General features: G+C 63.8%; 18 protein-coding genes. 7 read left to right on the plus strand and 11 right to left on the minus strand.

What is annotated here, in order from left to right:
- Positions 1-40 precede the first annotated feature (40 nt).
- The 3 genes from AC3EMD_RS19510 (at position 41) to AC3EMD_RS19520 (ending at position 1,649) form a co-directional block, all read left to right on the plus strand.
- Positions 41-784, plus strand: coding sequence for an SDR family NAD(P)-dependent oxidoreductase (locus AC3EMD_RS19510; RefSeq protein WP_004176909.1), 744 nt, complete (start codon positions 41-43; stop codon positions 782-784).
- Positions 785-967: 183 nt separating this feature from the next.
- A complete protein-coding gene (locus AC3EMD_RS19515) occupies positions 968-1,270 on the plus strand; it encodes a type II toxin-antitoxin system RelE family toxin (protein WP_302073650.1) in 303 nt (100 codons plus the stop codon).
- Complete coding sequence (locus AC3EMD_RS19520) at positions 1,245-1,649, plus strand: helix-turn-helix domain-containing protein (protein WP_008805591.1); 405 nt, start codon at positions 1,245-1,247, stop codon at positions 1,647-1,649. Before AC3EMD_RS19515 ends, AC3EMD_RS19520 begins: the two co-directional genes overlap by 26 nt.
- Here AC3EMD_RS19520 and AC3EMD_RS19525 read toward each other — a convergent pair.
- From AC3EMD_RS19525 to entC, 7 genes are all read right to left on the minus strand, one after another.
- Positions 1,646-1,843, minus strand: a complete 198-nt coding sequence (locus tag AC3EMD_RS19525; RefSeq protein WP_002893903.1) for a YbdD/YjiX family protein — start codon at positions 1,841-1,843, stop codon at positions 1,646-1,648. The two genes, AC3EMD_RS19520 and AC3EMD_RS19525, sit on opposite strands and share 4 nt — an antisense overlap.
- A 92-nt stretch (positions 1,844-1,935) precedes the next feature.
- Complete coding sequence (gene cstA / locus AC3EMD_RS19530) at positions 1,936-4,041, minus strand: pyruvate/proton symporter CstA (protein WP_008805590.1); 2,106 nt, start codon at positions 4,039-4,041, stop codon at positions 1,936-1,938.
- A 1,324-nt stretch (positions 4,042-5,365) separates the two neighbouring features.
- Positions 5,366-5,779, minus strand: coding sequence for a proofreading thioesterase EntH (entH, locus tag AC3EMD_RS19535; RefSeq protein ID WP_008805589.1), 414 nt, complete (start codon positions 5,777-5,779; stop codon positions 5,366-5,368).
- Positions 5,780-6,535, minus strand: coding sequence for a 2,3-dihydro-2,3-dihydroxybenzoate dehydrogenase EntA (entA, locus tag AC3EMD_RS19540; protein WP_165459436.1), 756 nt, complete (start codon positions 6,533-6,535; stop codon positions 5,780-5,782). It abuts the gene before it with no gap.
- Positions 6,535-7,386 carry an enterobactin biosynthesis bifunctional isochorismatase/aryl carrier protein EntB gene (entB, locus tag AC3EMD_RS19545; RefSeq protein ID WP_012968725.1) on the minus strand — a complete coding sequence of 284 codons (852 nt, stop codon included), beginning with the start codon at positions 7,384-7,386 and terminating at the stop codon, positions 6,535-6,537. The genes entA and entB overlap by 1 nt, the downstream gene beginning before the upstream one ends.
- Before the next feature lie 13 nt (positions 7,387-7,399).
- Positions 7,400-9,007 carry a (2,3-dihydroxybenzoyl)adenylate synthase EntE gene (gene entE / locus AC3EMD_RS19550; RefSeq protein ID WP_023322215.1) on the minus strand — a complete coding sequence of 536 codons (1,608 nt, stop codon included), beginning with the start codon at positions 9,005-9,007 and terminating at the stop codon, positions 7,400-7,402.
- A 9-nt stretch (positions 9,008-9,016) separates the two neighbouring features.
- Positions 9,017-10,192 (minus strand): isochorismate synthase EntC, encoded by a 1,176-nt coding sequence (entC, locus tag AC3EMD_RS19555; RefSeq protein ID WP_117111309.1) that lies wholly within the window; start codon positions 10,190-10,192, stop codon positions 9,017-9,019.
- 187 nt (positions 10,193-10,379) lie between these two features.
- On the opposite strand from entC, the gene fepB reads away from it, so the two are divergent.
- Complete coding sequence (gene fepB / locus AC3EMD_RS19560) at positions 10,380-11,339, plus strand: Fe2+-enterobactin ABC transporter substrate-binding protein (RefSeq protein WP_302073651.1); 960 nt, start codon at positions 10,380-10,382, stop codon at positions 11,337-11,339.
- Between the two features lie 355 nt (positions 11,340-11,694).
- Here the strand turns inward: fepB and entS are convergent, their stop codons facing one another.
- Positions 11,695-12,936: an enterobactin transporter EntS gene (gene entS / locus AC3EMD_RS19565; RefSeq protein ID WP_008805583.1), complete on the minus strand. Its 1,242-nt coding sequence runs from the start codon at positions 12,934-12,936 to the stop codon at positions 11,695-11,697.
- A 112-nt stretch (positions 12,937-13,048) separates the two neighbouring features.
- Here entS and fepD point away from each other — a divergent pair, with 112 nt between their 5' ends.
- Genes fepD through fepC form a run of 3 tightly spaced genes read left to right on the plus strand, consistent with a single transcriptional unit; the run spans position 13,049 to position 15,836 of the window.
- Positions 13,049-14,056 (plus strand): Fe(3+)-siderophore ABC transporter permease, encoded by a 1,008-nt coding sequence (fepD, locus tag AC3EMD_RS19570; protein WP_023297205.1) that lies wholly within the window; start codon positions 13,049-13,051, stop codon positions 14,054-14,056.
- Entirely contained in the window at positions 14,053-15,045 is a 993-nt protein-coding gene (fepG, locus tag AC3EMD_RS19575; protein WP_167806880.1) for an iron-enterobactin ABC transporter permease, read from the plus strand. Before fepD ends, fepG begins: the two co-directional genes overlap by 4 nt.
- The gene (fepC, locus tag AC3EMD_RS19580) at positions 15,042-15,836 is read left to right on the plus strand and encodes an iron-enterobactin ABC transporter ATP-binding protein (protein ID WP_012542491.1); all 795 of its coding nucleotides are present in this window, start codon (positions 15,042-15,044) and stop codon (positions 15,834-15,836) included. Before fepG ends, fepC begins: the two co-directional genes overlap by 4 nt.
- Positions 15,837-15,900: 64 nt before the next feature.
- On the opposite strand, the gene entF is transcribed toward fepC, so the two are convergent.
- The 3 genes from entF to fes are packed head-to-tail and all read right to left on the minus strand — an operon-like array spanning position 15,901 to position 21,232.
- The gene (gene entF / locus AC3EMD_RS19585) at positions 15,901-19,782 is read right to left on the minus strand and encodes an enterobactin non-ribosomal peptide synthetase EntF (protein WP_302073652.1); all 3,882 of its coding nucleotides are present in this window, start codon (positions 19,780-19,782) and stop codon (positions 15,901-15,903) included.
- Between the two features lie 10 nt (positions 19,783-19,792).
- On the minus strand, positions 19,793-19,996 hold the full coding sequence (locus AC3EMD_RS19590) for an MbtH family protein (protein ID WP_004178967.1): 204 nt from the start codon (positions 19,994-19,996) through the stop codon (positions 19,793-19,795).
- 48 nt (positions 19,997-20,044) lie between these two features.
- A complete protein-coding gene (gene fes / locus AC3EMD_RS19595) occupies positions 20,045-21,232 on the minus strand; it encodes an enterochelin esterase (protein WP_302073653.1) in 1,188 nt (395 codons plus the stop codon).
- Positions 21,233-21,357 lie beyond the last annotated feature (125 nt).

Below are 21,357 nucleotides of genomic sequence, written 5' to 3' on the forward strand. Positions count from 1 at the left end.
ACCTAATGATGATGCTCACCACTCTCGCAACGAGGTCATCATGCAGATCGATTTAACAGGTAAGAAGGCGCTGGTTACCGGCGCCAGCCGTGGGTTGGGTCGCGCAATCGCGCTGTCGCTGGCACGCGCCGGTGCCGATGTGGTTATTACGTATGAAAAATCGGCCGATAAAGCCCAGGCGGTCGCCGATGAAATAAAGGCCCTGGGTCGGTATGGCGAAGCGGTGCAGGCCGACAGCGCCAGCGCGCAGGCTATTCAGGAGGCGGTAACCCATGCGGCCCGGTCCCTCGGCGGGCTGGACATTCTGGTCAACAACGCCGGGATCGCCCGCGGCGGTCCACTGGAATCCATGACGCTGGCGGACATTGACGCGCTTATCAACGTCAATATTCGTGGGGTGGTCATCGCCACCCAGGAAGCGCTGGTGCATATGGCCGATGGCGGACGGATCATCAACATCGGCAGCTGTCTGGCTAATCGCGTGGCCATGCCGGGCATCGCGGTTTACGCCATGACCAAGTCCGCCCTCAACGCCCTGACCCGTGGCCTGGCGCGTGATTTAGGCCCTCGCGGGATCACCGTTAACCTTGTCCATCCAGGGCCGACCAACAGCGATATGAACCCGGAAGACGGAGAACAAGCGGAAGCCCAGCGCCAGATGATTGCGGTCGGTCACTACGGCCAGCCGGAAGACATCGCCGCGGCGGTCACCTTCCTCGCCAGCCCGGCCGCCGGGCAGATCTCCGGTACGGGGCTGGACGTGGATGGCGGATTGAACGCCTGATCGCACATTTTCTGCAAGCCTCTGTCGCCCGACAGAGGCCTTCCCGCGCCGCCTCGACGGGTTGCGTTTTGCCTCTTACCTGCGTTTTTTCTCCGCTCTACAGTACCCCATAAGAAATTCGGAATTTATCTAATAGTCTTATTATTTCCTTATATTTTGTGTGGGCGTACAGTGGAGGTACGGATGAAGTTTGTCTGGTCAAAAACGGCAGATAAGCCATTTTCTAAAATCGATAATCGGTATAAGAGCCGCATTAAATCCAGGCTGGAAAAGATGGATGATAAAGCTTCATCTATCTCGGATATCAAAAAATTGTCCTCTCCCGAAAACCACTACCGGCTGCGATTAGGTGATTACAGAGTCATCTACACCTTTGGGGATCCGCCGGGCGATACCTGCTACGTCGTGGCGGTTAAACGCCGAACCACCACCACCTACCTTCATGAGGAAGATACCGAATATGACTATTCAGTACATCAAGGATGAAGAAGGAAAAGACCAGTATGTCGTCATTCCTTACAGCGATTACTTTCGTATGCGCCTGGCTCTGCTGGAGTACGACGACGAGGATGAAAGCGACTGGGAAGATATTCCTTATGAATCAGACATCTATGATAATGTCATGCTACCAGGCGAAGTATGCGACGTGATGCATAAAGAAAACGTCAGTCTGCAGGCCGCGTGGCGCATCCTGCGCGGGCTATCCCAGCAGGAGGTCGCGGCTAAACTCGGCATCAGCCAGTCCGCCGTGTCGCAGCTGGAAGCGCTGGACTCCCGTCCGCAGAAGCGCACCCGCGAGAAGCTGGCGGCGATTTACGGCTGTACCCAGGAGCAGATCAGCCTCTATCTGCCGAAAGAGGGTTAACAGCACTTCGCCCCGCCCTTGCCGCCGTAGCGCGCGTCCTGGCGCTCGCGAAAGAATTCTTCATAGGTCATCGGCGTCTGATCCGGGTGGGTTATTCGCATGTGCTCGACGTAGTTATCGTAATCCGGCACGCCGATCATCATCTTCGCCGCCTGGCCTAAATATTTTCCCGCTTTGGAGAGGGTGTCGAACATAAGTCATTTCTCTTTTGTTTCCCTCTCCCAAAGGGAGAAGGAGGATCAGAAATGTAGGCCGGGTAAGGCGAAGCCGCCACCCGGCACACCGGTTAATGCGCGCGCTTCGCCTGCGCGGTTATAGTTTGCGCATCGGCGGGCATCGCCTGGTACGGCGTCTCTTTCGCCGTCGGTTTATCCTCTTTCAGCGCCGCCAGCGCGGTTTTAATCGAGAACAGCGCCAGCACCACCACCACAATCATAAAGAAGATGGTCAGCCCGGCATCGAGACGGTTGTTAAACACCAGCTGCGCCAGCTGTGATTCGGTATATTGCGGCGGAATGTTGCCGCTGTCGATCATCGCCTGGAATTTATTAGCGATGGCCAGGAAACCCACTTTGGTGTCCGGGCTGAACGACTTCTGCCAGCCGGCGGTCAGGGTACAGATCAGCAGCCAGCTTGTCGGCAGCAGCGCCACCCACGCGTAGCGCTGGCGTTTCATCTTGAACAGGACCACCGCGCAGAGCATCAGCGCCATCCCCGCCAGCATCTGGTTGGCGATACCGAACAGCGGCCACAGGGTGTTAATCCCGCCCAGCGGATCCACTACCCCCTGATGCAGGAAGTAGCCCCACGCCAGGACGCACAGCGCGGTCGCCAGCAGGTTGGCCGGCAGCGAACTGGTTTTTTTCAGCCCCGGGCTAATCACGCCCAGCAGATCCTGCAGCATAAAGCGCGCCGCACGGGTGCCGGCATCAACCGCCGTCAGGATAAACAGCGCCTCAAACAGAATGGCGAAGTGGTACCAGAACGAGACATCCATCAGCCCGCCCAGCGAGCCGTGCAGGATGTAGGCCATCCCCACCGCCAGGGTTGGCGCGCCGCCGGCGCGGGAGATAATCGACTGTTCACCCACCTCGCTGGCGATTTGATGCAGCGTATCCGGGGTAATGCTAAAGCCCCAGCCGCTCACCACCTGCGCCGCCGAGGCGACCACATCGGTGGTTCCCGCCGGCGCCAGCACCGCCATCGGGCTGTTCATCGCGAAGTAGACGCCCGGGTCGATAATACAGGCCGCCACCAGCGCCATAATGGCGACGAAGGATTCCATCAACATACCACCGTAGCCGATAAAGCAGGCCTGGCCTTCGTTGGCCAACATTTTCGGCGTGGTGCCGGAGGAGATCAGCGCGTGGAAGCCGGAGACCGCGCCGCAGGCGATGGTGATAAACAGGAACGGGAACAGGTTGCCGCTCCACACCGGGCCGGTACCGTCGACGAACTTGGTCAGCGCCGGCATGGTCAGGGTCGGGCGCATAATCAGAATGCCAATCGCCAGCCCCACGATGGTGCCGATTTTCAGGAAGGTGGAGAGGTAGTCGCGCGGGGCCAGCAGCAGCCAGACCGGCAGTACCGCGGCGACAAAGCCGTAGCCCACCAGGATCCAGGTCAGCTGTACGCCGGTGTAATCAAACCACGGCGCCCAGGTCGGGCTTTCCGCCACCCAACCGCCGGAGATGATGGCGAACACCAGCATCACCAGGCCGATCACCGACACCTCGCCGATGCGCCCCGGGCGCAGGTAGCGAATATAGATACCCATAAAGATCGCCAGCGGGATGGTAAAGGCGACGGTGTATGTCCCCCACGGACTGTGGGTCAACGCTTTCACCACGATCATCGCCAGGACCGCGAGGATGATGACCATGATCATAAAGCAGGCCACCAGCGCCAGGACGCCAGCGGTTGGCCCCATCTCCTCTTTAACCAGTTCGCCAAGCGAGCGGCCATCGCGACGGGTCGAAACAAACAGCACCATAAAGTCCTGTACGGCGCCGGCCAGCACCACGCCGGCGAGGATCCAGATCATCCCCGGCAGGTAGCCCATCTGCGCGGCAAGCACCGGGCCCACCAGCGGCCCCGCGCCGGCAATGGCGGCAAAATGGTGACCGAACAGCACTTTTTTGTCGGTCGGAACATAATCGAGGCCGTCATTATGTCGTACCGCCGGCGTCATCCGCGTCGGGTCAACGCCGAGAACGGTTTTGGCGATATACAGACCGTAGAAACGATATGCGATCAGATAAACGCAGACCGCCGCGACGACAATCCACAGCGCATTTATCTGCTCACCCCGGTTTAAGGCGATATAGCCGAGGGCAAAGGCTCCGATCACGGAGAGCAGTGTCCAGATAAGGTATTTCCCTGAATTATTCATTGTTGTGGTCCACCGGTAGGGTAATCAGGATGTTACATTTTGTTTCTAGATCACAACGCAGAATTTAACAACATCGAAACAGCGCAGATGCCGTACACCCACAGAGATTTGTCTCACATTGCTAGCGAGATCACTTAAGGCAGGAAAATGAATGAAAGGATTACCGTGAACGGTGCCGTTTGTTTGTCGGGTGGCGGCTAACGCCTTACCCGACCTACAGATCCGTAGCCCGGCTAAGCGTAGCGCAAGCCGGGGAAATAGCAGCTTCCTGGTCCATAAACCGTAGCCCTGCTAAGCGCAGCGCGAGCAGGGAAATTCCCGGATGGCGGCGCGCTGCGCCTTATCCGGGCTACTATACGTAGCCCGGATAAGCGTAGCGCAAGCCGGGGAAACAGCGGCTTCCTGGTCCAGAAACCGTAGCCCTGCTAAGCGCAGCGCGAGCAGGGAAATTCCCGGATGGCGGCGCGCTGCGCCTTATCCCGGCTACCCATTGCGCCGATACGTAGCCCGGCTAAGCGTAGCGCAAGCCGGGGAAACAGCGGCTTCCTGGTCCAGAAACCGTAGCCCTGCTAAGCGCAGCGCGAGCAGGGAAATTCCCGGATGGCGGCGCGCTGCGCCTTATCCCGGCTACCCATTGCGCCGATACGTAGCCCGGCTAAGCGTAGCGCAAGCCGGGGAAACAGCGGCTTCCTGGTCCAGAAACCGTAGCCCTGCTAAGCGCAGCGCGAGCAGGGAAATTCCCGGATGGCGGCGCGCTGCGCCTTATCCCGGCTACCCATTGCGCCGATACGTAGCCCGGCTAAGCGTCGCGCAAGCCGGGGAAACAGCGGCTTCCTGGTCCAGAAACCGTAGCCCTGCTAAGCGCAGCGCGAGCAGGGAAATTCCCGGATGGCGGCGCGCTGCGCCTTATCCCGGCTACCCATTGCGCCGATACGTAGCCCGGCTAAGCGTAGCGCAAGCCGGGGAAACAGCGGCTTCCTGGTCCAGAAACCGTAGCCCTGCTAAGCGCAGCGCGAGCAGGGAAATTCCCGGATGGCGGCGCGCTGCGCCTTATCCCGGCTACCCATTGCGCCGATACGTAGCCCGGCTAAGCGTCGCGCAAGCCGGGGAAACAGCGGCTTCCTGGTCCAGAAACCGTAGCCCTGCTAAGCGCAGCGCGAGCAGGGAAATTCCCGGATGGCGGCGCGCTGCGCCTTATCCCGGCTACCCATTGCGCCGATACGTAGCCCGGCTAAGCGTAGCGCAAGCCGGGGAAATAGCAGCATCCTGGTCCATAAACCGTAGCCCGGCTAAGCGTAGCGCAAGCCGGGGAAATAGCGGCTTCTTAGCCCAGCACCGCGGTGCCCAGACGACAGGTGCAGCAGCGCCGCCCCTTCTCGTCATACACCACTATCTCCCAGCTCTGGCTCTGGCGGCCAAGATGCAGCGGTCGGCATTCGCCGCGCACTTTCCCGCTGGAGACCGGACGATGGTGGGTAGCGTTAAGCTCGGTGCCCACCACGCACTGCCCTTCTTCGGTCATCAGCCAACCGGCCATCGAGCCCAGCGTCTCCGCCAGCGCCGCGGAGGCGCCGCCGTGCAGCAGGCCAAACGGCTGATGGGTGCGCGCATCCACCGGCATCTCCGCCTCCAGCAGCCCCGCTTCCAGTCGGGTGTAGATGATGCCAAGATGCGCCACCATGGTGTTTTCGCTGCTGGCGTTCAGCGCCGCCAGCGTGAGCTCTCGCTTCCAGGCCATTTACGCCCCCAGCGTCGAGCCGCCATCAACCACAATATCCTGCAGCGTAATATGGCTGGCGTGAGAAGAGGCGAGGAACAGAATGGTATTGGCGATCTCCTGCGGGCGGGCGATTTTGCCCAGCGGGATGCCGAGCTTAAACTGCTCGCCGAAGCCGCGGATCCGCTGCTGTTCAGCATCGTCATTGACCCACAGGGTACGTTGCATATCGGTGTCGGTGGAGCCCGGCGATACCAGGTTGCAGCGCACGCCGCTGCCTGCCAGCTCAAGGCCAACGGTTAACGCCAGGCTTTTCAGCGCCGCTTTCGAGGCGCCATAGGCGCTCATGCCGATACGCGGCGTATGCGCGGCATCGGAGGCGACGGTGACGATCGCCCCGCCCCGCTGACGGCGGAACTGGGCCATCGTCTGCTGAAACAGATTAAACGCGCCGCCAACGTTCACCGCGAAAGTCTGCTGCCAGTCCTCCGCGCTCAATTGATCGGTCGCCCCCATGCGCAGGATCCCGGCGGCGTTCACCAGCACGTCCAGTCGTTCGATGTTGTTGAGCAGCCGCGCGCACACGTCGCGTACCTGGTCGGCATCGGCGACGTCGAGCATTTCGGTGGCAAACGGGTAGCCTGCGCCGGCAAAGGCAAGGTCGAAACCGGTGACGTTAGCCCCGGCCTCGACGAAAGCCAGCGCGGTGGCATAGCCAATCCCTTTACCTGCGCCGGTCACCCACACGGTCTGGCCGTGGAAATCCAGCGCCGCCATTATTTCACCTCACGGGAGAGCAGCGCCCACCAGGCGTCGATGGTCGGGTTCTTCGCCAGCATCACGAAGTCGATATCGCCGTGCACTTTGCGCCAGCGGGCGGCCAGGGCCATCATCCGCACCGAATCCAGACCGTAGTCGATCAGATTTTCATCATCCAGCGGTTCGTCGGATTCGTCGAGCAGCGGCAGGATCAGCGCGCGCAGCGCCGCTTTGGAGGCCGGCAGCGGCAGCAGCTCTTCGGTCATCACCACGCGGCCGGAGCGGCCGGCGACGTATTTCAGCGCCATCAGGTGCTCTTCACGGCTGAAGTCCGCCAGGGCGTCGGCGACAAAGAACGGTTTGATATCGCGCATGAAAGCATCGGTGGCGGTGGTCATGCAGCCGATATGAGCATAAACGCCGGTGATGATCAGCTGGTCGCGGCCGGCCTCTTTCAACATCTCCTCCAGCGGCGAGCGATGAAATGCGCTGTAACGCCATTTCACCAGCACGGTATCGTCTTCATCCGGCGCCAGCGCGGCAATCACCTGCTGCTGCTCCGGCGAGCGGGTCAGGCCCGGCCCCCACATATCATTCAGCAACGCCCGATCTTCATCACTCTGCTCTTTCGGCTGGGCGGTGTAGTACACCGGAATGCCGTTCTGTTTGCAGAAGTCGCGCAGGGCGGCGATATTGGCCACCACTTTCTCCATCATCGCGCTGTTTTCGCCCCAGAAGTTGAGGAAATACTCCTGCATATCGTGGATCAGCAGCGCGGCGCGCGACGGCTCAAAGGCCCAGTTGACTTTGTTCGCCGGGATATCGCTGGCTTCCGGCAGCGCATATGCCTGTAATTTAGGGATTGCCATTCTCTGTTCTCCTTCAGCCCAGCTTGCCTTCGGCCAGCCACTGACGTAATTGTTTTTTATCGACTTTGCCCACCGGCGTCAGCGGCAGCGCGGCAACGCACTCCACGCGATCCGGCAGTTTAAATTCAGCCACCCCCTGCTCGCGCAGGAAGCGGCGCACCGCGACGGCGCGCAGCGGCGAGGTCACCACCAGATAAGCGCAGCTTTTCTCGCCCAGCAGGTTGTCTTCGATGCTGACCAGCGCGGCGTGGATCACCGCCTCATGGCGCAGCAGCAGGTTTTCGATCTCTTCAGCGGCGATCTTCTCGCCGCCGCGGTTGATCTGATCTTTTTCCCGGCCCTGGACGGTGATATACCCGTCTTCATCGATCGAAATCAGATCGCCGGAGCAGTAAAACCCGTCAGCGTCAAAGGCTTCTGCGTTATGCTGCGGGCTGTTGTAGTAGCCGCGGAAGGTGTACGGCCCGCGGGTCATCAGGCGGCCCACTTCGCCGCGCGGCAGCGGGTTGCCATCGGCATCCGCTACCCACACTTCATCGTCCGGGCACATCGGGCAGCCCTGGGTATGGATGATCCGCTCCGGGCTGTCGTTAAGGCGGGTGTAATTCACCAGCCCCTCCGCCATGCCGAACACCTGCTGCAGCTGGCAGCCGATTTCCGCCGGAATGCGCGCGGCGAGGGTCGCCGACAGGCGCGCGCCGCCGACCTGCAGCAGCTCCAGCGATTGCAGTTGCGCATTGCTGCCCCATTCATGGATCGCCTGCAGCCACAGGCTGACCGCCGGCGGCACCAGCGAGGCAACGTTGATCTGATGTTGTTCAATCAGCGGGAAACAGAGGGTGGCGCTCGGGTCGGCGGCGAGGATCACCCGCCCGCCGGCGAGGAAGACGCCGAGCGAACCCGGGGAACTCATCGCATAGTTATGCGCCGCCGGCAGCGCGTTGAGGTAGCGCGTCTCCGCGTTGATCCCGCAGATCTCGTTGCTGCGGCGGATGCTGTAGTCGTAATCGTTATGGGTGCGCGGGATCAGCTTCGGCGTCCCGGTGCTGCCGCCGGAGAGCTGGAAAAAGGCCACTTCGTCGGCAGGGGTTGGATTGGCGACAAAGTTATCCGCCGGGCGGTTAATCTCCGTCGCCAGATCGCGCTCGCCGCCGTCGTTACGCAACAGTGCGACGCGCAGGGAAGGATGCTCAGCGATAAACGCATGGAGGAAGCTATCGTCAGCAAACAGCGCGTGCTCGCGATCGGCAATCAGCAGCGCCGGTTTAATCTGCGCGGCGTAGGCGTTAAGCTCGCTGCGCTGATGGCTGAACAGCGCGTTCACTGGCGCGACGCCGATGCGCAGCAGCGCAAAGAAGGTGATGTAAAACTCGGCGACGTTGCCCAACTGCACCAGCGCGGTTTCCCCGCGCTTCAGTCCCTGGCGCTGCAGCGAGCAGGCAAGGTTGTCCACCAGCTGATTAAACTGGCGGTAGCTAATCTGCCGTTCGCCATCGATAATCGCCACGGCGTCGTTTTCCGCGTGACGGGTGATCAGATTGGTTAACGGCAGATCCTGCCAGTAGCCTTTTTGACGATAGCGGGCCGCGAACGCATCCGGCCAACGGGTAAATGCAATCATCCTTGCCTCTTAATTCAAGCCAAATACGTTAAGCATGGTGGTCAGTTTGACGCCGGTTTCGCGCCATTCGCCCAGCGGCGAGGAGGCCGGAACGATTCCCGCGCCGGCAAACAGGCGCAGCGTACGCTGCTGCAGACGCGCGCAGCGGATGGTCACCACCCATTCGCCGTTGCCTTCATCGTCACACCAGCCGACGATGCCGCCGAACAGCTGACGGTCGAAGGGTTCCAGTTCGGCAATCAGGCGCTTCGCCGCCTGGTGTGGGAAGCCGCTCAGCGCCGGGGTCGGGTGCAGCAGACAGGCCAGCGACATGGCGTTTTCTTGCGCCAGCGCGGTGCCTTCGATTGGTGTTGCCAGGTGCCAGAGCGTTGGGGTGGTAATCAACTGCGGCGATGCCGGCAGCGACAGCTGGCTGCTGCGCGGGCCCAGCACGCTCTTCATCGCCTGGGTCACCAGCTCGTGCTCGTGGCGATCTTTGCCGGATGCCAGCAGCCTGTTGCCCGCTTCCCGGTCCAGCACATCGTCCGGTTGACGACGGGCGGAGCCAGCCAGCGGCAATGAGCTGAAGCGCGGCCCGTCTTTACGCAGCAGCAGCTCCGGGCTGGCGCCCAGCAGCACGCCGCCGTCGGAGAGCGGCACGTGGAAGTTAAAGCTCGCCGGGTTCTGGGCGATCAGTCGCTCCATCAGCGCGCCGCTATCGACGCGGTCGCGGGTGGTAATATCGATAAGCCTTGAGAGCACCACCTTGTCCACTTCCGGGGTGGCGGTCAGCGCGGCAGCGCGTTCCACCATGGCTAAAAACGCGTCCTGCTCCGGGATCTCCCGGCGCTCCACCACTTCCATTGTCTCCAGCGGCGCGGCGTAGCGGGCGGAACGCTGTTTTTCCGGGCGGGAGAACGCTTCCCAGCGCTCGGGGATATAGAGCTCGGAAGGCTGACAGGTGTCGAACGGGATAGCCCCCACCATCACCGGCTTGCGGATCCCCGCCGCGCGGGCGTCGGCAAAAGCGGCGGCCAGCTGCTGCTGGAACTCACCGTTCAGCGCATCGCCGCCGACAGCGGGCTGTGAGAAGCGGCGGAAGCAGCCGGAGGTGCTAAAACTGCGGTACGGCGACATAAAGAAGAAGCTGTCCGGAGACAGGGTCTGGGTGTGTTTCTGTACATCCTCAGCCAGTGACGTTTCCATATCATCCTCCAAAAACGATAAATATATTACGAATAATTATCATTTGTATTTTGGTTGGCTAACCTAAAAGGTATTGTCCGCCATGTCAACCGCGTTACGTCATTGCGCGCCACTTTGGCTTGCATCCTGCTGACGCAAAGTTGAAAATGAGACGCATTTATTACCTTTCGAATCAGGATGCGATGACGTGAACTTCTTTTCTTTCTGCCGCCGCGGTGCGCTGACCGGCATGCTGTTGCTTTTAGGAATTACCTCAGCCCAGGCGGCGGACTGGCCGCGCCAGGTCACCGACAGCTACGGGACACACACCCTGCCGAGCCAGCCGCTGCGCATTGTCTCCACCAGCGTGACCCTCACCGGCTCGCTGCTGGCGATTGACGCCCCGGTGGTCGCCAGCGGCGCGACCACGCCGAACAACCGCGTCGCCGATAGTCAGGGCTTTCTGCGTCAGTGGAGCGAGGTCGCCAAAGCCCGCAAGCTGGCACGGCTGTACATCGGCGAACCAAGCGCGGAAGCGGTGGCCGCCCAGATGCCGGATCTGATCCTGGTGAGCGCCACCGGCGGCGACTCTGCCCTGCCGCTGTACGATCAGCTCAAAACGATCGCCCCGACGCTGGTCATCAACTATGACGATAAAAGCTGGCAAACCTTGCTCACCCAACTGGGGCAGATCACCGGCCATGAGCAGCAGGCCAGCGCGCGCATTGCCGACTTCAATAAACAGCTCGTTTCGTTAAAAGAAAAAATGAAACTGCCGCCGCAGCCGGTGACCGCCCTGGTCTATACCGCCGCCGCGCACAGCGCCAATATCTGGACGCCGGCATCGGCCCAGGGGCAGATGCTCGAACAGCTGGGCTTTAGCCTGGCGACGCTGCCGGGCGGCCTGCCCGCCAGCCATAGCCAGGGTAAACGCCACGATATCGTGCAGCTGGGCGGGGAGAACCTCGCGGCCGGTCTGAACGGCCAGAGCCTGTTCCTGTTCGCCGGCGACCAGAAAGATGCGGATGCCATCTACGCCAACCCGCTGCTGGCGCATCTCCCGGCGGTCGCAGGCAAACGCGTCTACCCGCTGGGCACCGAGTCCTTCCGTCTTGACTACTACAGCGCCCTGCTGGTGCTCCAGCGTCTCTCCAGCCTGTTCGGCTAACGCGGGCCGTGCCATCAGGACGGGTACGTAACCTGAACTCTTTGCCGGGCGGCGCTCCGCTTGCCCGGCCTACAATACCCGAGACCGTAGGCCCGGTAAGGCGCAGCCGCCACCGGGCATCAGGACGGGAACGCGGCCTGAACTCTTTGCCGGGCGGCGCTGCGCTTGCCCGGCCTACAATGCCAGAGTCCCCCAGGCCAGACCGTAGGCCCGGTAAGGCGCAGCCGCCACCGGGCATCAGGACGGGTACGCAACCTGAACTCTTTGCCGGGCGACGCGGCGCTTGCACCGGCCTACAATGCCCGAGACTGTAGGCCCGGTAAGGCGTAGCCGCCACCGGGCAATCGCACCCTACTTAACTTTCGTTGACGATTTCCGGGCGCTGGAAACGGCGCAGCTCGCGTAGCAGCCCCACCAACAGCACGCCGACGAGGGCCAGCGCCCAGCCGCTGGCGCTGGCGGATGCCGCCGGGGTCATCACCGCCCCTAATCCGCCGAGCAGCGCCGCGCCGATGGCGTCGCCGGTGACGTTTTGCGCGGTCCACAGACCATTAATCCGCCCAAGCATATTTTCCGGCGTCTGGGTCTGGATCAGGGTGTACTGCAGCAGCGAGCTAATAGCGCTCAGCCAGCCAAACAGCGCCAGGCACAGCGCGCCCAACGCCCAGTGCGGCATCAGGCTGAACAGCGCAATGGCGACAAACGATCCCACCGTGGTCGCCAGCATCAGCGCACCCGGCCGCACCGTCTGGGCCAGTTGGCCGCTGGTCAACGCCCCCAGCGCCGCACCGAGCGGAATAGCGGCGTACAGCAGGCCAATCTGTCCGGCCGACATCTGCCAGCTCCCGGCCAGCGCCGGATAGAGCACCCGCACCGCGCTGGCCATGGTCAGCAGACCGCCAAGCAGCGCAATCCCGCCGATAAGCGGGCTCTGACAGAGGAAGGTCAGCCCCGCCAGCAGAGATCGCAGCGGATGCTCGCGCGGCTGCGGAGGCGGCGGCAGCTGCGGCAGACGCAGCAGGGTTAAGGTGGTGATAAAGGTCCCCGCCGCCGCCAGGCCGAAGTTCCAGGCCACGCCGCCGGTGGCCAGCAGCAGGCCACCGATCATCGGCGAAATCACCGAGCCAAGGCGCACCGTCAACATGGTGATGGCCCCGGCCTGCATCAGGTTTTCCCGCCCCACCAGCGCCGGGGTCGCCGCCAGCAGCGCGGTCACCCCCAACGAGGCGAAGAACCCGTCCCAGATCCCCAGCAGGTAGATCGCCGCCAGCGACGGCTCCGGCAGCAGGGCGTTCAGACACAGACCGACAAAGCCCACGCCGCAGGTGCCGCGCGCCAGCAGGATCAGGCGTTTACGTTCATAGCGGTCAGCCAGCACGCCCCCCACCATCAGACCAACAAACATCGACGCACCGGTCAGCGTCACCGACAGCCCGACCTGCCAGGTCGAATGGGTCATCATCTGGATCTGGACCGGAATGGCCACGCCCAGCAGGCCAAGCGACAGAATAGAGATAAAGCGAGCGATAAAAACGGCGCGAAACGCCGGGTGAGTTTTCAGCAGGCTGAGATTGAGCAGCCAGGATTGTCGGTTCATTACAGCGCCTTGTCGTTATTTTTAATACCCTTTTTACTGTGGGTCATGCTACCATAGCTGAATAAAATCGATAACGATAATTACTATCATTATCATATCAGGGATGTCAGTTATGTCGTTTTCTACGACCGCGGTACGCTCTGTCGCCGTGCCCGGATTGTTGCTATTACTCGCCTTAGCCGCCGCGCTTAGCCTGACCATCGGCGCCAAATCGTTGCCGATCGGCACGGTATTCACCGCCTTCAGCGGAACCTGTCAAAGCGCCGACTGCACCATCGTGCTGGACGCGCGCCTGCCGCGTACCCTGGCCGGTCTGCTGGCCGGCGTCGCCCTCGGTCTCGCCGGCGCGCTGATGCAGACGCTCACCCGCAACCCGCTGGCCGACCCCGGCCTGCTGGGGGTCAACTCCGGCGCCAGCTTCGCCATCGTCCTCGGCGCGGCGCTGTTCGGGATCACCTCCCCGCAGGAGCAACTGCTGCTGGCGTTTTGCGGCGCGCTCTGCGCCTCGCTGCTGGTGGCCTTTACCGGCAGTCAGGGCGGCGGCCAGCTGAGCCCGGTGCGCCTCACCCTCGCCGGGGTCGCCCTTGCGGCGGTGCTGGAGGGGCTGTCCAACGGCATCGCCCTGCTCAACCCGGACGTCTACGATCAGCTGCGCTTCTGGCAGGCCGGTTCGCTGGATATCCGCACCCTGCAGACGCTGAAAATTGTCCTGCTGCCGGTGGTGATAGCGGGGATCGCCGCCCTGCTGCTGAGCCGGGCGCTTAACAGCCTGAGCCTCGGCAACGATACCGCCACCGCCCTCGGCAGCCGCGTCGCCCGCACCCAGCTGATCGGCCTGATCGTCATCACCGTCCTGTGCGGCAGCGCCACCGCCGTCGTCGGCCCCATCGCCTTTATCGGCCTGATGATGCCGCATATGGCGCGCTGGCTGGTGGGGGCCGATCATCGCTGGTCGCTGCCGGTCACCCTGCTCGCCACCCCGGCCCTGCTGCTGTTTGCCGACGTGATTGGCCGCCTGCTGGTGCCCGGCGAACTGCGGGTATCGGTGGTGAGCGCCTTTCTCGGCGCGCCGGTGCTGATCTGGCTGGTGCGCCGTCAGCCGCGGGGAGGTGGCCTGTGATTGCCCCGTCCCGCCGCCTGATAGCCAGTTGCCTGGTGCTGATGGCCGCCAGCCTGCTGATTTCCCTGCTCGGGCTGACGCAAGGCCCGGTGCCCCTGACGATTGACCAGGTGTTCTCGGCGCTGTTCGGCGATGCGCCGCGCAACGTCGCGATGGTGGTGAACGAATGGCGGCTGCCGCGGGTGTTAATGGCGCTGCTCATCGGCGCCGCGCTCGGCGTCAGCGGCGCCATTTTCCAGTCGCTGACCCGCAACCCGCTCGGCAGCCCGGACGTGATGGGCTTTAACACCGGCGCCTGGAGCGGCGTGCTGGTGGCGATGGTCCTCTTCGGCCAGAACCTGACGGCGATTGCCCTGGCGGCGATGGCCGGCGGGGTGCTGACCTCGCTGGTGGTCTGGCTGCTGGCCTGGCGCAACGGGATCGAGACCTTCCGCCTGATCATTATCGGCATCGGCGTGCGCGCCATGCTGGTGGCATTCAACACCTGGCTGCTGCTGCGCGCCTCGCTGGAGACCGCCCTTTCTGCGGGCCTGTGGAACGCCGGATCGCTTAACGGCCTGACCTGGGGTAAAACCTGGCCGTCGGCGCCGCTGATCCTGTTGATGCTGGTGGGCAGCGCCCTGCTGGTTCGCCGGATGCGACTGCTGGAGATGGGCGACGATACCGCCTGCGCGCTGGGTGTGCAGGTCGAGCGTTCGCGCCTGCTGCTGATGCTGGTGGCGGTGGTGCTCACCGCCGCCTCAACGGCGCTGGCCGGGCCGATCTCATTTATTGCGCTGGTGGCACCGCATATCGCCCGCCGCCTGAGCGGCACGGCCCGCTGGGGACTGACCCAATCGGCCCTGTGCGGCGCGCTGCTGCTGGCGCTGGCCGATTACGGCGCCCAGCGGCTGTTTATGCCGTGGCAGCTGCCGGTTGGCGTGTTAACCGTCAGCCTCGGCGGTATTTACCTTATTGCATTGTTGATTCAGGAGTCCCGCAAAAAATGAGTGCTGTCCCCTCCCGTTTGCGCGGCGAGCAGTTAACCCTGGCCTACGGTAACAAGACCATCGCCGAGTCGCTGAACGTGACCATCCCTGACGGCCACTTCACCGCCATTATCGGCCCCAACGGCTGCGGCAAGTCGACGCTGTTGCGCACCCTCAGTCGCCTGATGACGCCGGCCAGCGGCCACGTCTGGCTCGACGGCGCGCAGATCCAGCAGTACGCCAGTAAAGAGGTTGCCCGCCGCATCGGGCTGCTGGCGCAGAATGCCACCACTCCTGGCGATATCACGGTGCAGGAGCTGGTGGCCCGCGGGCGCTATCCGCACCAGCCGCTGTTTACCCGCTGGCGCAAAGAAGATGAAGAGGCGGTGAACAAGGCGATGCGGGCGACCGGGATCAGCGATCTGGCGCTGCAGAGCGTCGACACGCTTTCCGGCGGCCAGCGGCAGCGGGCGTGGATTGCGATGGTGCTGGCCCAGGAGACGGCGATTATGCTGCTGGATGAGCCAACCACCTGGCTGGACATCAGCCATCAGATCGACCTGCTGGAGCTATTGAGTGAGCTGAATCGCGAGAAGGGCTATACCCTGGCGGCGGTGCTGCACGATCTTAATCAGGCCTGCCGCTACGCCACCCACCTGATCGCCCTGCGCGACGGCAAGATCGTCGCCGAGGGGGCGCCGAAGGAGATCGTCACCGCCGATCTGATTGAACGGATTTACGGCCTGCGCTGCACGATCATTGAGGATCCGGTGGCGCATACGCCGCTGGTGGTCCCGCTGGGCCGCCGGTAATCTCCTCTTTCGCCGGCTTGCGCTACGCTGAGCCGGGCTACCTGCTGTAGCCCGAACTCAACCGTTACCCCAGAATCTCCCTGACCACCGGGCCGATGGCTTCAAAGGCCTGCGGGGAGATAATGTCGACGTGGGCGCAGTTCTGGCTGAACACCTCCAGTTCCGCCACCCACGGGCCCCATACGACCTGCGGATCCATCCCCGCCTGCCGCGTCTTCTCCGCCACGAAAAGCGTCGCCTTGCCGTCAAACTTCGCGCTGTGGGCGGTGGTTAACAGCCGCACCGCATCGGCATAGTTACCTTCGATAGCGCTGAACAGCTCGCCGGAGGCTTGCCCCTGCTGGGCAGCGAGGAACGCTTCGCGCTCGCGGTCGATCTCCGCCAGTACCTCGGGATCCAGCCCGTTGGCCTCTTTCTCCGCCCAGTTTTGCGTCTCCGGCGGCCAGGTATCCAGCAGGCCGAGGAAGGCCACCGCTTCGCCGCGCTGGCGCAAGCGGGCGGCAATCCCCTGGGCTAAGGTGCCGCCCAGCGAATACCCAAACAGGTAATAAGGGCCGTGCGGCTGCTGCGCCAGCAGCGTGCGCAGATGGTGCTCGCACACCTCGTCGAGGCTGGCGGCGCTGGCCATCGGCCCCTGCGGGCGCGGCGACTGAATACCGGTTATTGACCAGCGCGGGCTGAGATAGCGCGCCAGCACGCTGAACTGCCAGGCGAAGCCGGAGGCCGGATGGAAGCAGAACAGCGTCGGGCCGTCGCTCTCGCGCAGCGGCAGAAGCGTATCCAGCCCCAGGCGCCGGGCCTGCTCATCGCTGAGATCGGCAGCCAGCAGCGCGCTCAGTTTGCCCACCGTCGAGGCCACCATCACCTGCCCCGGGGTCACCTGCCGCGCCAGCTGGCGGCTGAGCTGTGCCGCCAGACGCATCGCCAGCAGAGAATGACCGCCGAGGGCGAAGAAATCGGCGTCGATATCGTTCACCTCGCAGCCCAGCAGCTGGCTGAAGGCCGTGGCGACAAGGGTTTCCATCCCGGGCTCCGGCGGCCGACCGCTGCGCTCCCCGCCGAGGGTCGGCAACGGCAGCGCTTTGCGGTCCAGTTTGCCGTTGGCGCTGAGCGGCAGGTCGGCGAGCTGCATCAGCACCACCGGCACCATATGCGGCGGCAGCTGTTCCGCCAGCCGCGCTTTCAGCGCCGCGGTATCCAGCGGCAGGCCGGAGTCAGAGACCAGATAGCCCACCAGCTGTCGGGCATCGCCGCCGGTCGCCGCCGCCTGATTGAAGACGCAGGCGTGACTCACCGCCTGCGCCACGTCCGGCAGGGCCGACATCACCCGGTCAATCTCGCCAAGCTCGATGCGCTGCCCGCGGATCTTCAGCTGGTCGTCGCTGCGGCCAAGATACTCCACCGCGCCGTTCGTCAGCCAGCGCGCCACGTCGCCGGTGCGATACATCCGCTCACCGGGGGCAAACGGGTCGGCGATAAAGCGGCTGGCGGTGAGGTCCGGACGTCCCAGATAGCCCTGCGCCAGCTGGATGCCGGTGAGATAAAGATCCCCCGCCACCCCCGGCGGCACCGGGCGCATCGCGGCATCGAGAATGCGCAGCCCGGTGTTCCACACCGGCCAGCCAATCGGCACGCTGCTGCCGGTCACCGCCGCCAGCTCAGGCCCGCAGGCCGGATACCAGCTGACGTCCACCGCCGCCTCCGTCGGGCCGTACAGGTTATGCAGCGGCGCGCCGGTTAAGCGCTCCCACTCGCGGCACAATTCCGTCGGCAGCGCTTCGCCGCTGCAGAATACCCGCCGCAACGTGCGGCAGGCAGCGACGCTGTCGGCATCCAGCGAGGCGACAAACGCCGCCAGCATCGACGGCACAAAGTGGGTGGTGGTCACGCCGTAGCGGGCGAAGAACTGCTGCATCGCCTGCGGGTCGCGGTGCGCCTCCGGCTCGGCCATCACCAGTTGCGCGCCGGCGATAAACGGCCACCAGAACTCCCACACCGACACGTCGAAACTGCACGGCGTTTTCTGCGCCACCACGTCGTCGGCAGATAACGGATAGCGATCCTGCATCCACAGCAGGCGGTTGACGATGGCGGTCTGGCCGACCATCACCCCTTTAGGCCGCCCGGTGGAGCCAGAGGTAAAGATGATGTAGGCGGTATGGTCCGGTTTTGACAGCGCCAGCGGCGCGTCATCCCCGGCGGCCAGCGGCTGCTGATAGCAGAGGCTTTCCAGCCCCGGAATATCGCTGAAGCGGGCCAGTTGATCCGCCGAGGTGATCAGCAGCGACGGCCGGGCGTCTTCCAGCATCATCCGCAGGCGGTCGTCCGGGTAGCCGGTGTCCAGCGGCAGCCAGGCGGCCCCCGCTTCGACAATGCCATGCAGCGCCAGGGTCAGGAACACCGAGCGCGGCAGGGCCACCGCCACGCTGTCGCCCGGCTTCACGCCGCGCTGACGCAGCAGCTGCGCGAGCGCCACCACCTGCTGACGCATCTCGCGATAGCTGAACTGCCAGTGGGCGTCCGCCAGCGCCGGGGCATCCGGGGTCTTCCGCGCCTGGTCGGCCACCAGCGCGCTGAGGGTGGTGGCAGGCAGCGGCACAGCGGTATCGTTGACCGCCGCCAGCCGGGCCAGCTCATCGGCGGAGAGCATCTCTGCTTCGCCGCAGCGCAGCGCCGGATCGGCGGCGAACTGCGCCAGCAGCGCGGTCAGTCTCGCCACATGGCGACGGAGCTCGGCTTCGTCGTACCGGGCCTTGTTGGCGAGGATCTCCAGCGACAGCCCGCCGGTCTCATCCGGGAACAGCGCCAGCTCGAGATCGTTGACCGGGCCGGTGGCGAGGGTGTGGGTCACTGCCTGCACACCATCGATATCCAGCTGGTAATCAAAGACTTTGACGTTCAGCACCGGGCCGAACAGCGGTTCGTCCCCTGCCGCTTTGCCGCTGTCGCGAACGATCTGTTCGGCGTCATAGCGCTGATGGCGGCGCATCTTTTTCAACTGAGCGGCGAGGCGCATCGCCAGGTCTGCCAGCGTCTCCTGGGCGTCAATATGCACCGCCAGAGGCAGGACATTGAGCACCGGCCCCGTCGAGGTCAGCGCGGCTGAACCCATCCGGCGCATAAAGATAAAGCCCGCCGCGTAGTCCATCCGGTTGCACAGGCGGCCCAGCCACAGCGTGGTGAGCGCCAGCGCCAGGTCAGCGGGCTGACACTGCGGCGCATGGCCAGCCAGACGGCGGAAGGCGTCGGCGTTCATCTCCAGCTTCATCCGCCAGATATCGCTCCCGGCGGCGCGTCCGCCCAGCGGCGCGGCAGAGAGTGAGGCAGGCGACGGTAACGCCTGGCGCTGAGCCTGCCAGAAGGCTTTATCCCGCTGCCAGGCCTCGCTGCCGGCGTAGCGCTGGTACTCGTCCACCACCTCGGCGAAGGGGGTGAAAGGCGACTCAGGAGTGGCTTCCCCCCGCTGCCAGGCGCGGTAAATGGCGGCGATCTGCCGGGTTATCGCCGGGAAGCTGAAGCCATCCACCAGCAAGTGGTGATAACGCTGATACCAGTACCAGCGGTCGTCGCCGACGCGCAGCAGCTGATGGCACACCAGCGGGTTGCCGCCGTCGACACGCAGATCCTGCGCCAGGTCCGCCTGCATCCGCTCCGTGGCGGCGCGATGCGGATCCGGCGCCGTACGCAGGTCAATGATCGACGGTTCGCCAAAGGTGCGGTCGGCCGCCACCCACTGCCAGACTTCCCCCTCCTCTTCCTCAAAGCGCAGGCTGAGGGTGTCCGCCTGCTGCAGACCGGCGACAATCGCCTTACCCAGCAGCGCCGGGTCGAGCGCGCCCCGCAGTTCAACATAGTGGGCCACGCTCCAGGCGCCTGGCAGAGTGGAGAGGCGCTCGGCCATCCAGATCCCCGGCTGCGCGGCAACCAGCGGTAAACGAGTGGTCATTGTCAGCTCCTTATGACGCATGATGGGCGGGGGTCAGGGTTGACCAGTTGGCCGCCAGCCAGGCGTTGCAGGCCTCGGCCGACTGCGGGGGGCACACCACCGCCCAGCCGGCAGGCAGGTCGCAGTGCGCCGGCCACAGGCTGTACTGCTGCTGATCATTGCGCAGAATGTAAAACTGCCCTTGCGGATTGTCGAAGGGGTTACTGAATTGCATATCAAACTCCTGTCGTAAAGCGCGGTGCTAAGGGTGCGACAGCAGAGGCTACCAGAGCTGGATAAGCCCTGCCGTCAGCCCGCCGCGCCAGCAAAGCGCATCATGCCCGCCGTCAACCTGACGCCAGAAAATCGTCTGCTGTGTCGTAGTGAGTTGCGCCAACAGCGCCTGGTTGGCGCGAAAAATAATCGGTTCACGCTGGCCCGCTTCCAGCCAGATGCGCAGCCCGGCCGCGGACACCTCACCCTGGCGAAGCTGTTCGCCGATAAAGCCCGTCCCGCAGCCATCGCGATGCGGCCACCAGTACGAGCCTGACTGGCTGAGTACGCAGCCAAAGCGCTGCGGCCAGTTGAGGGCGGCGAACATCGCCGCCAGGCCGCCGAAGCTTTGCCCGGCCACCACTGTCCGCTCCGGGCGGTCGCTGAACGGGGCATGGCCGCGGATCAGCGGCAGGAGCTCCTCCTGCACCGCCAGCCAGAAATCGCGGTGACAGGGCAGCTCAACCCCGCGGCGCTGGTTGTCGATCGCATCGATCAGCAGGTAGACCGCCGGCGGCAGACTCCCCTCGTTGGTCAGCGCGGCCAGCGGCGACCACACCGGCATGCTCTCGGCCCAGAACTGGCCGTCGAGCAGGATCGCCAGGGGCCGCGTTTGCGGGTCGACGGCCTCGCCGGTGGTGTAGATCCAGACCCGGCGATGGTTGCCCAGACGCGCGCTGCGCCACTCAAGGCATCGGGCGGGAGGATGCGCCTCATTAAACTGGTCCCAGCCGGGCTGCGCGGGCGCCTGCGGCATCTCCAGGGCCGACACGCCATGGCCGCGTCCGCCCTGCCAGCTGTGCGGGTTCAGCGGATCGGCTATCGCCCGCGGCAGCAGTTTGCGCCAGCCTTCGCGCAGCAGCGCGCGGTCGGGCGCGTCAGCGCTGAACACCTCAGGGGAAAAATCATCGTCACGGTCGGAGGGAATAAAACAGTAGCTACCGCGCCAGGTCGGCGACAGGGTGGTTCGCCAGGACCAGGCGTCGGTCCCGGGCAGACGCGTCAGCGATTGCGGCCGCGCATTCTGATGGTGGTCGGTCACCCCGGTGATATAGAGCCATACCCGACGGCGCGGAGAGTGCGTTTCATCCCCCGCCGGATCCCGCCACCAGAACGTCACCTCGATGGCGTCATCCACTGCGCGGCACTGCGGCCCCTGCAGGGTTTGCCACCACTCCTCGCTTCCTGTCCTTAACATTCTGTCATTAACCCTATGTATAGCGTGACTTTTTTAATTAATTGTAATTCTTTATTGATAATATTATTGATAACTATTTGCATTTGCAATAGCGTATTAGCGCGCCGTGGGAAGCGCGTCTTTCA

The sequence above is a fragment of the Klebsiella sp. PK18 genome (assembly GCF_057784655.1).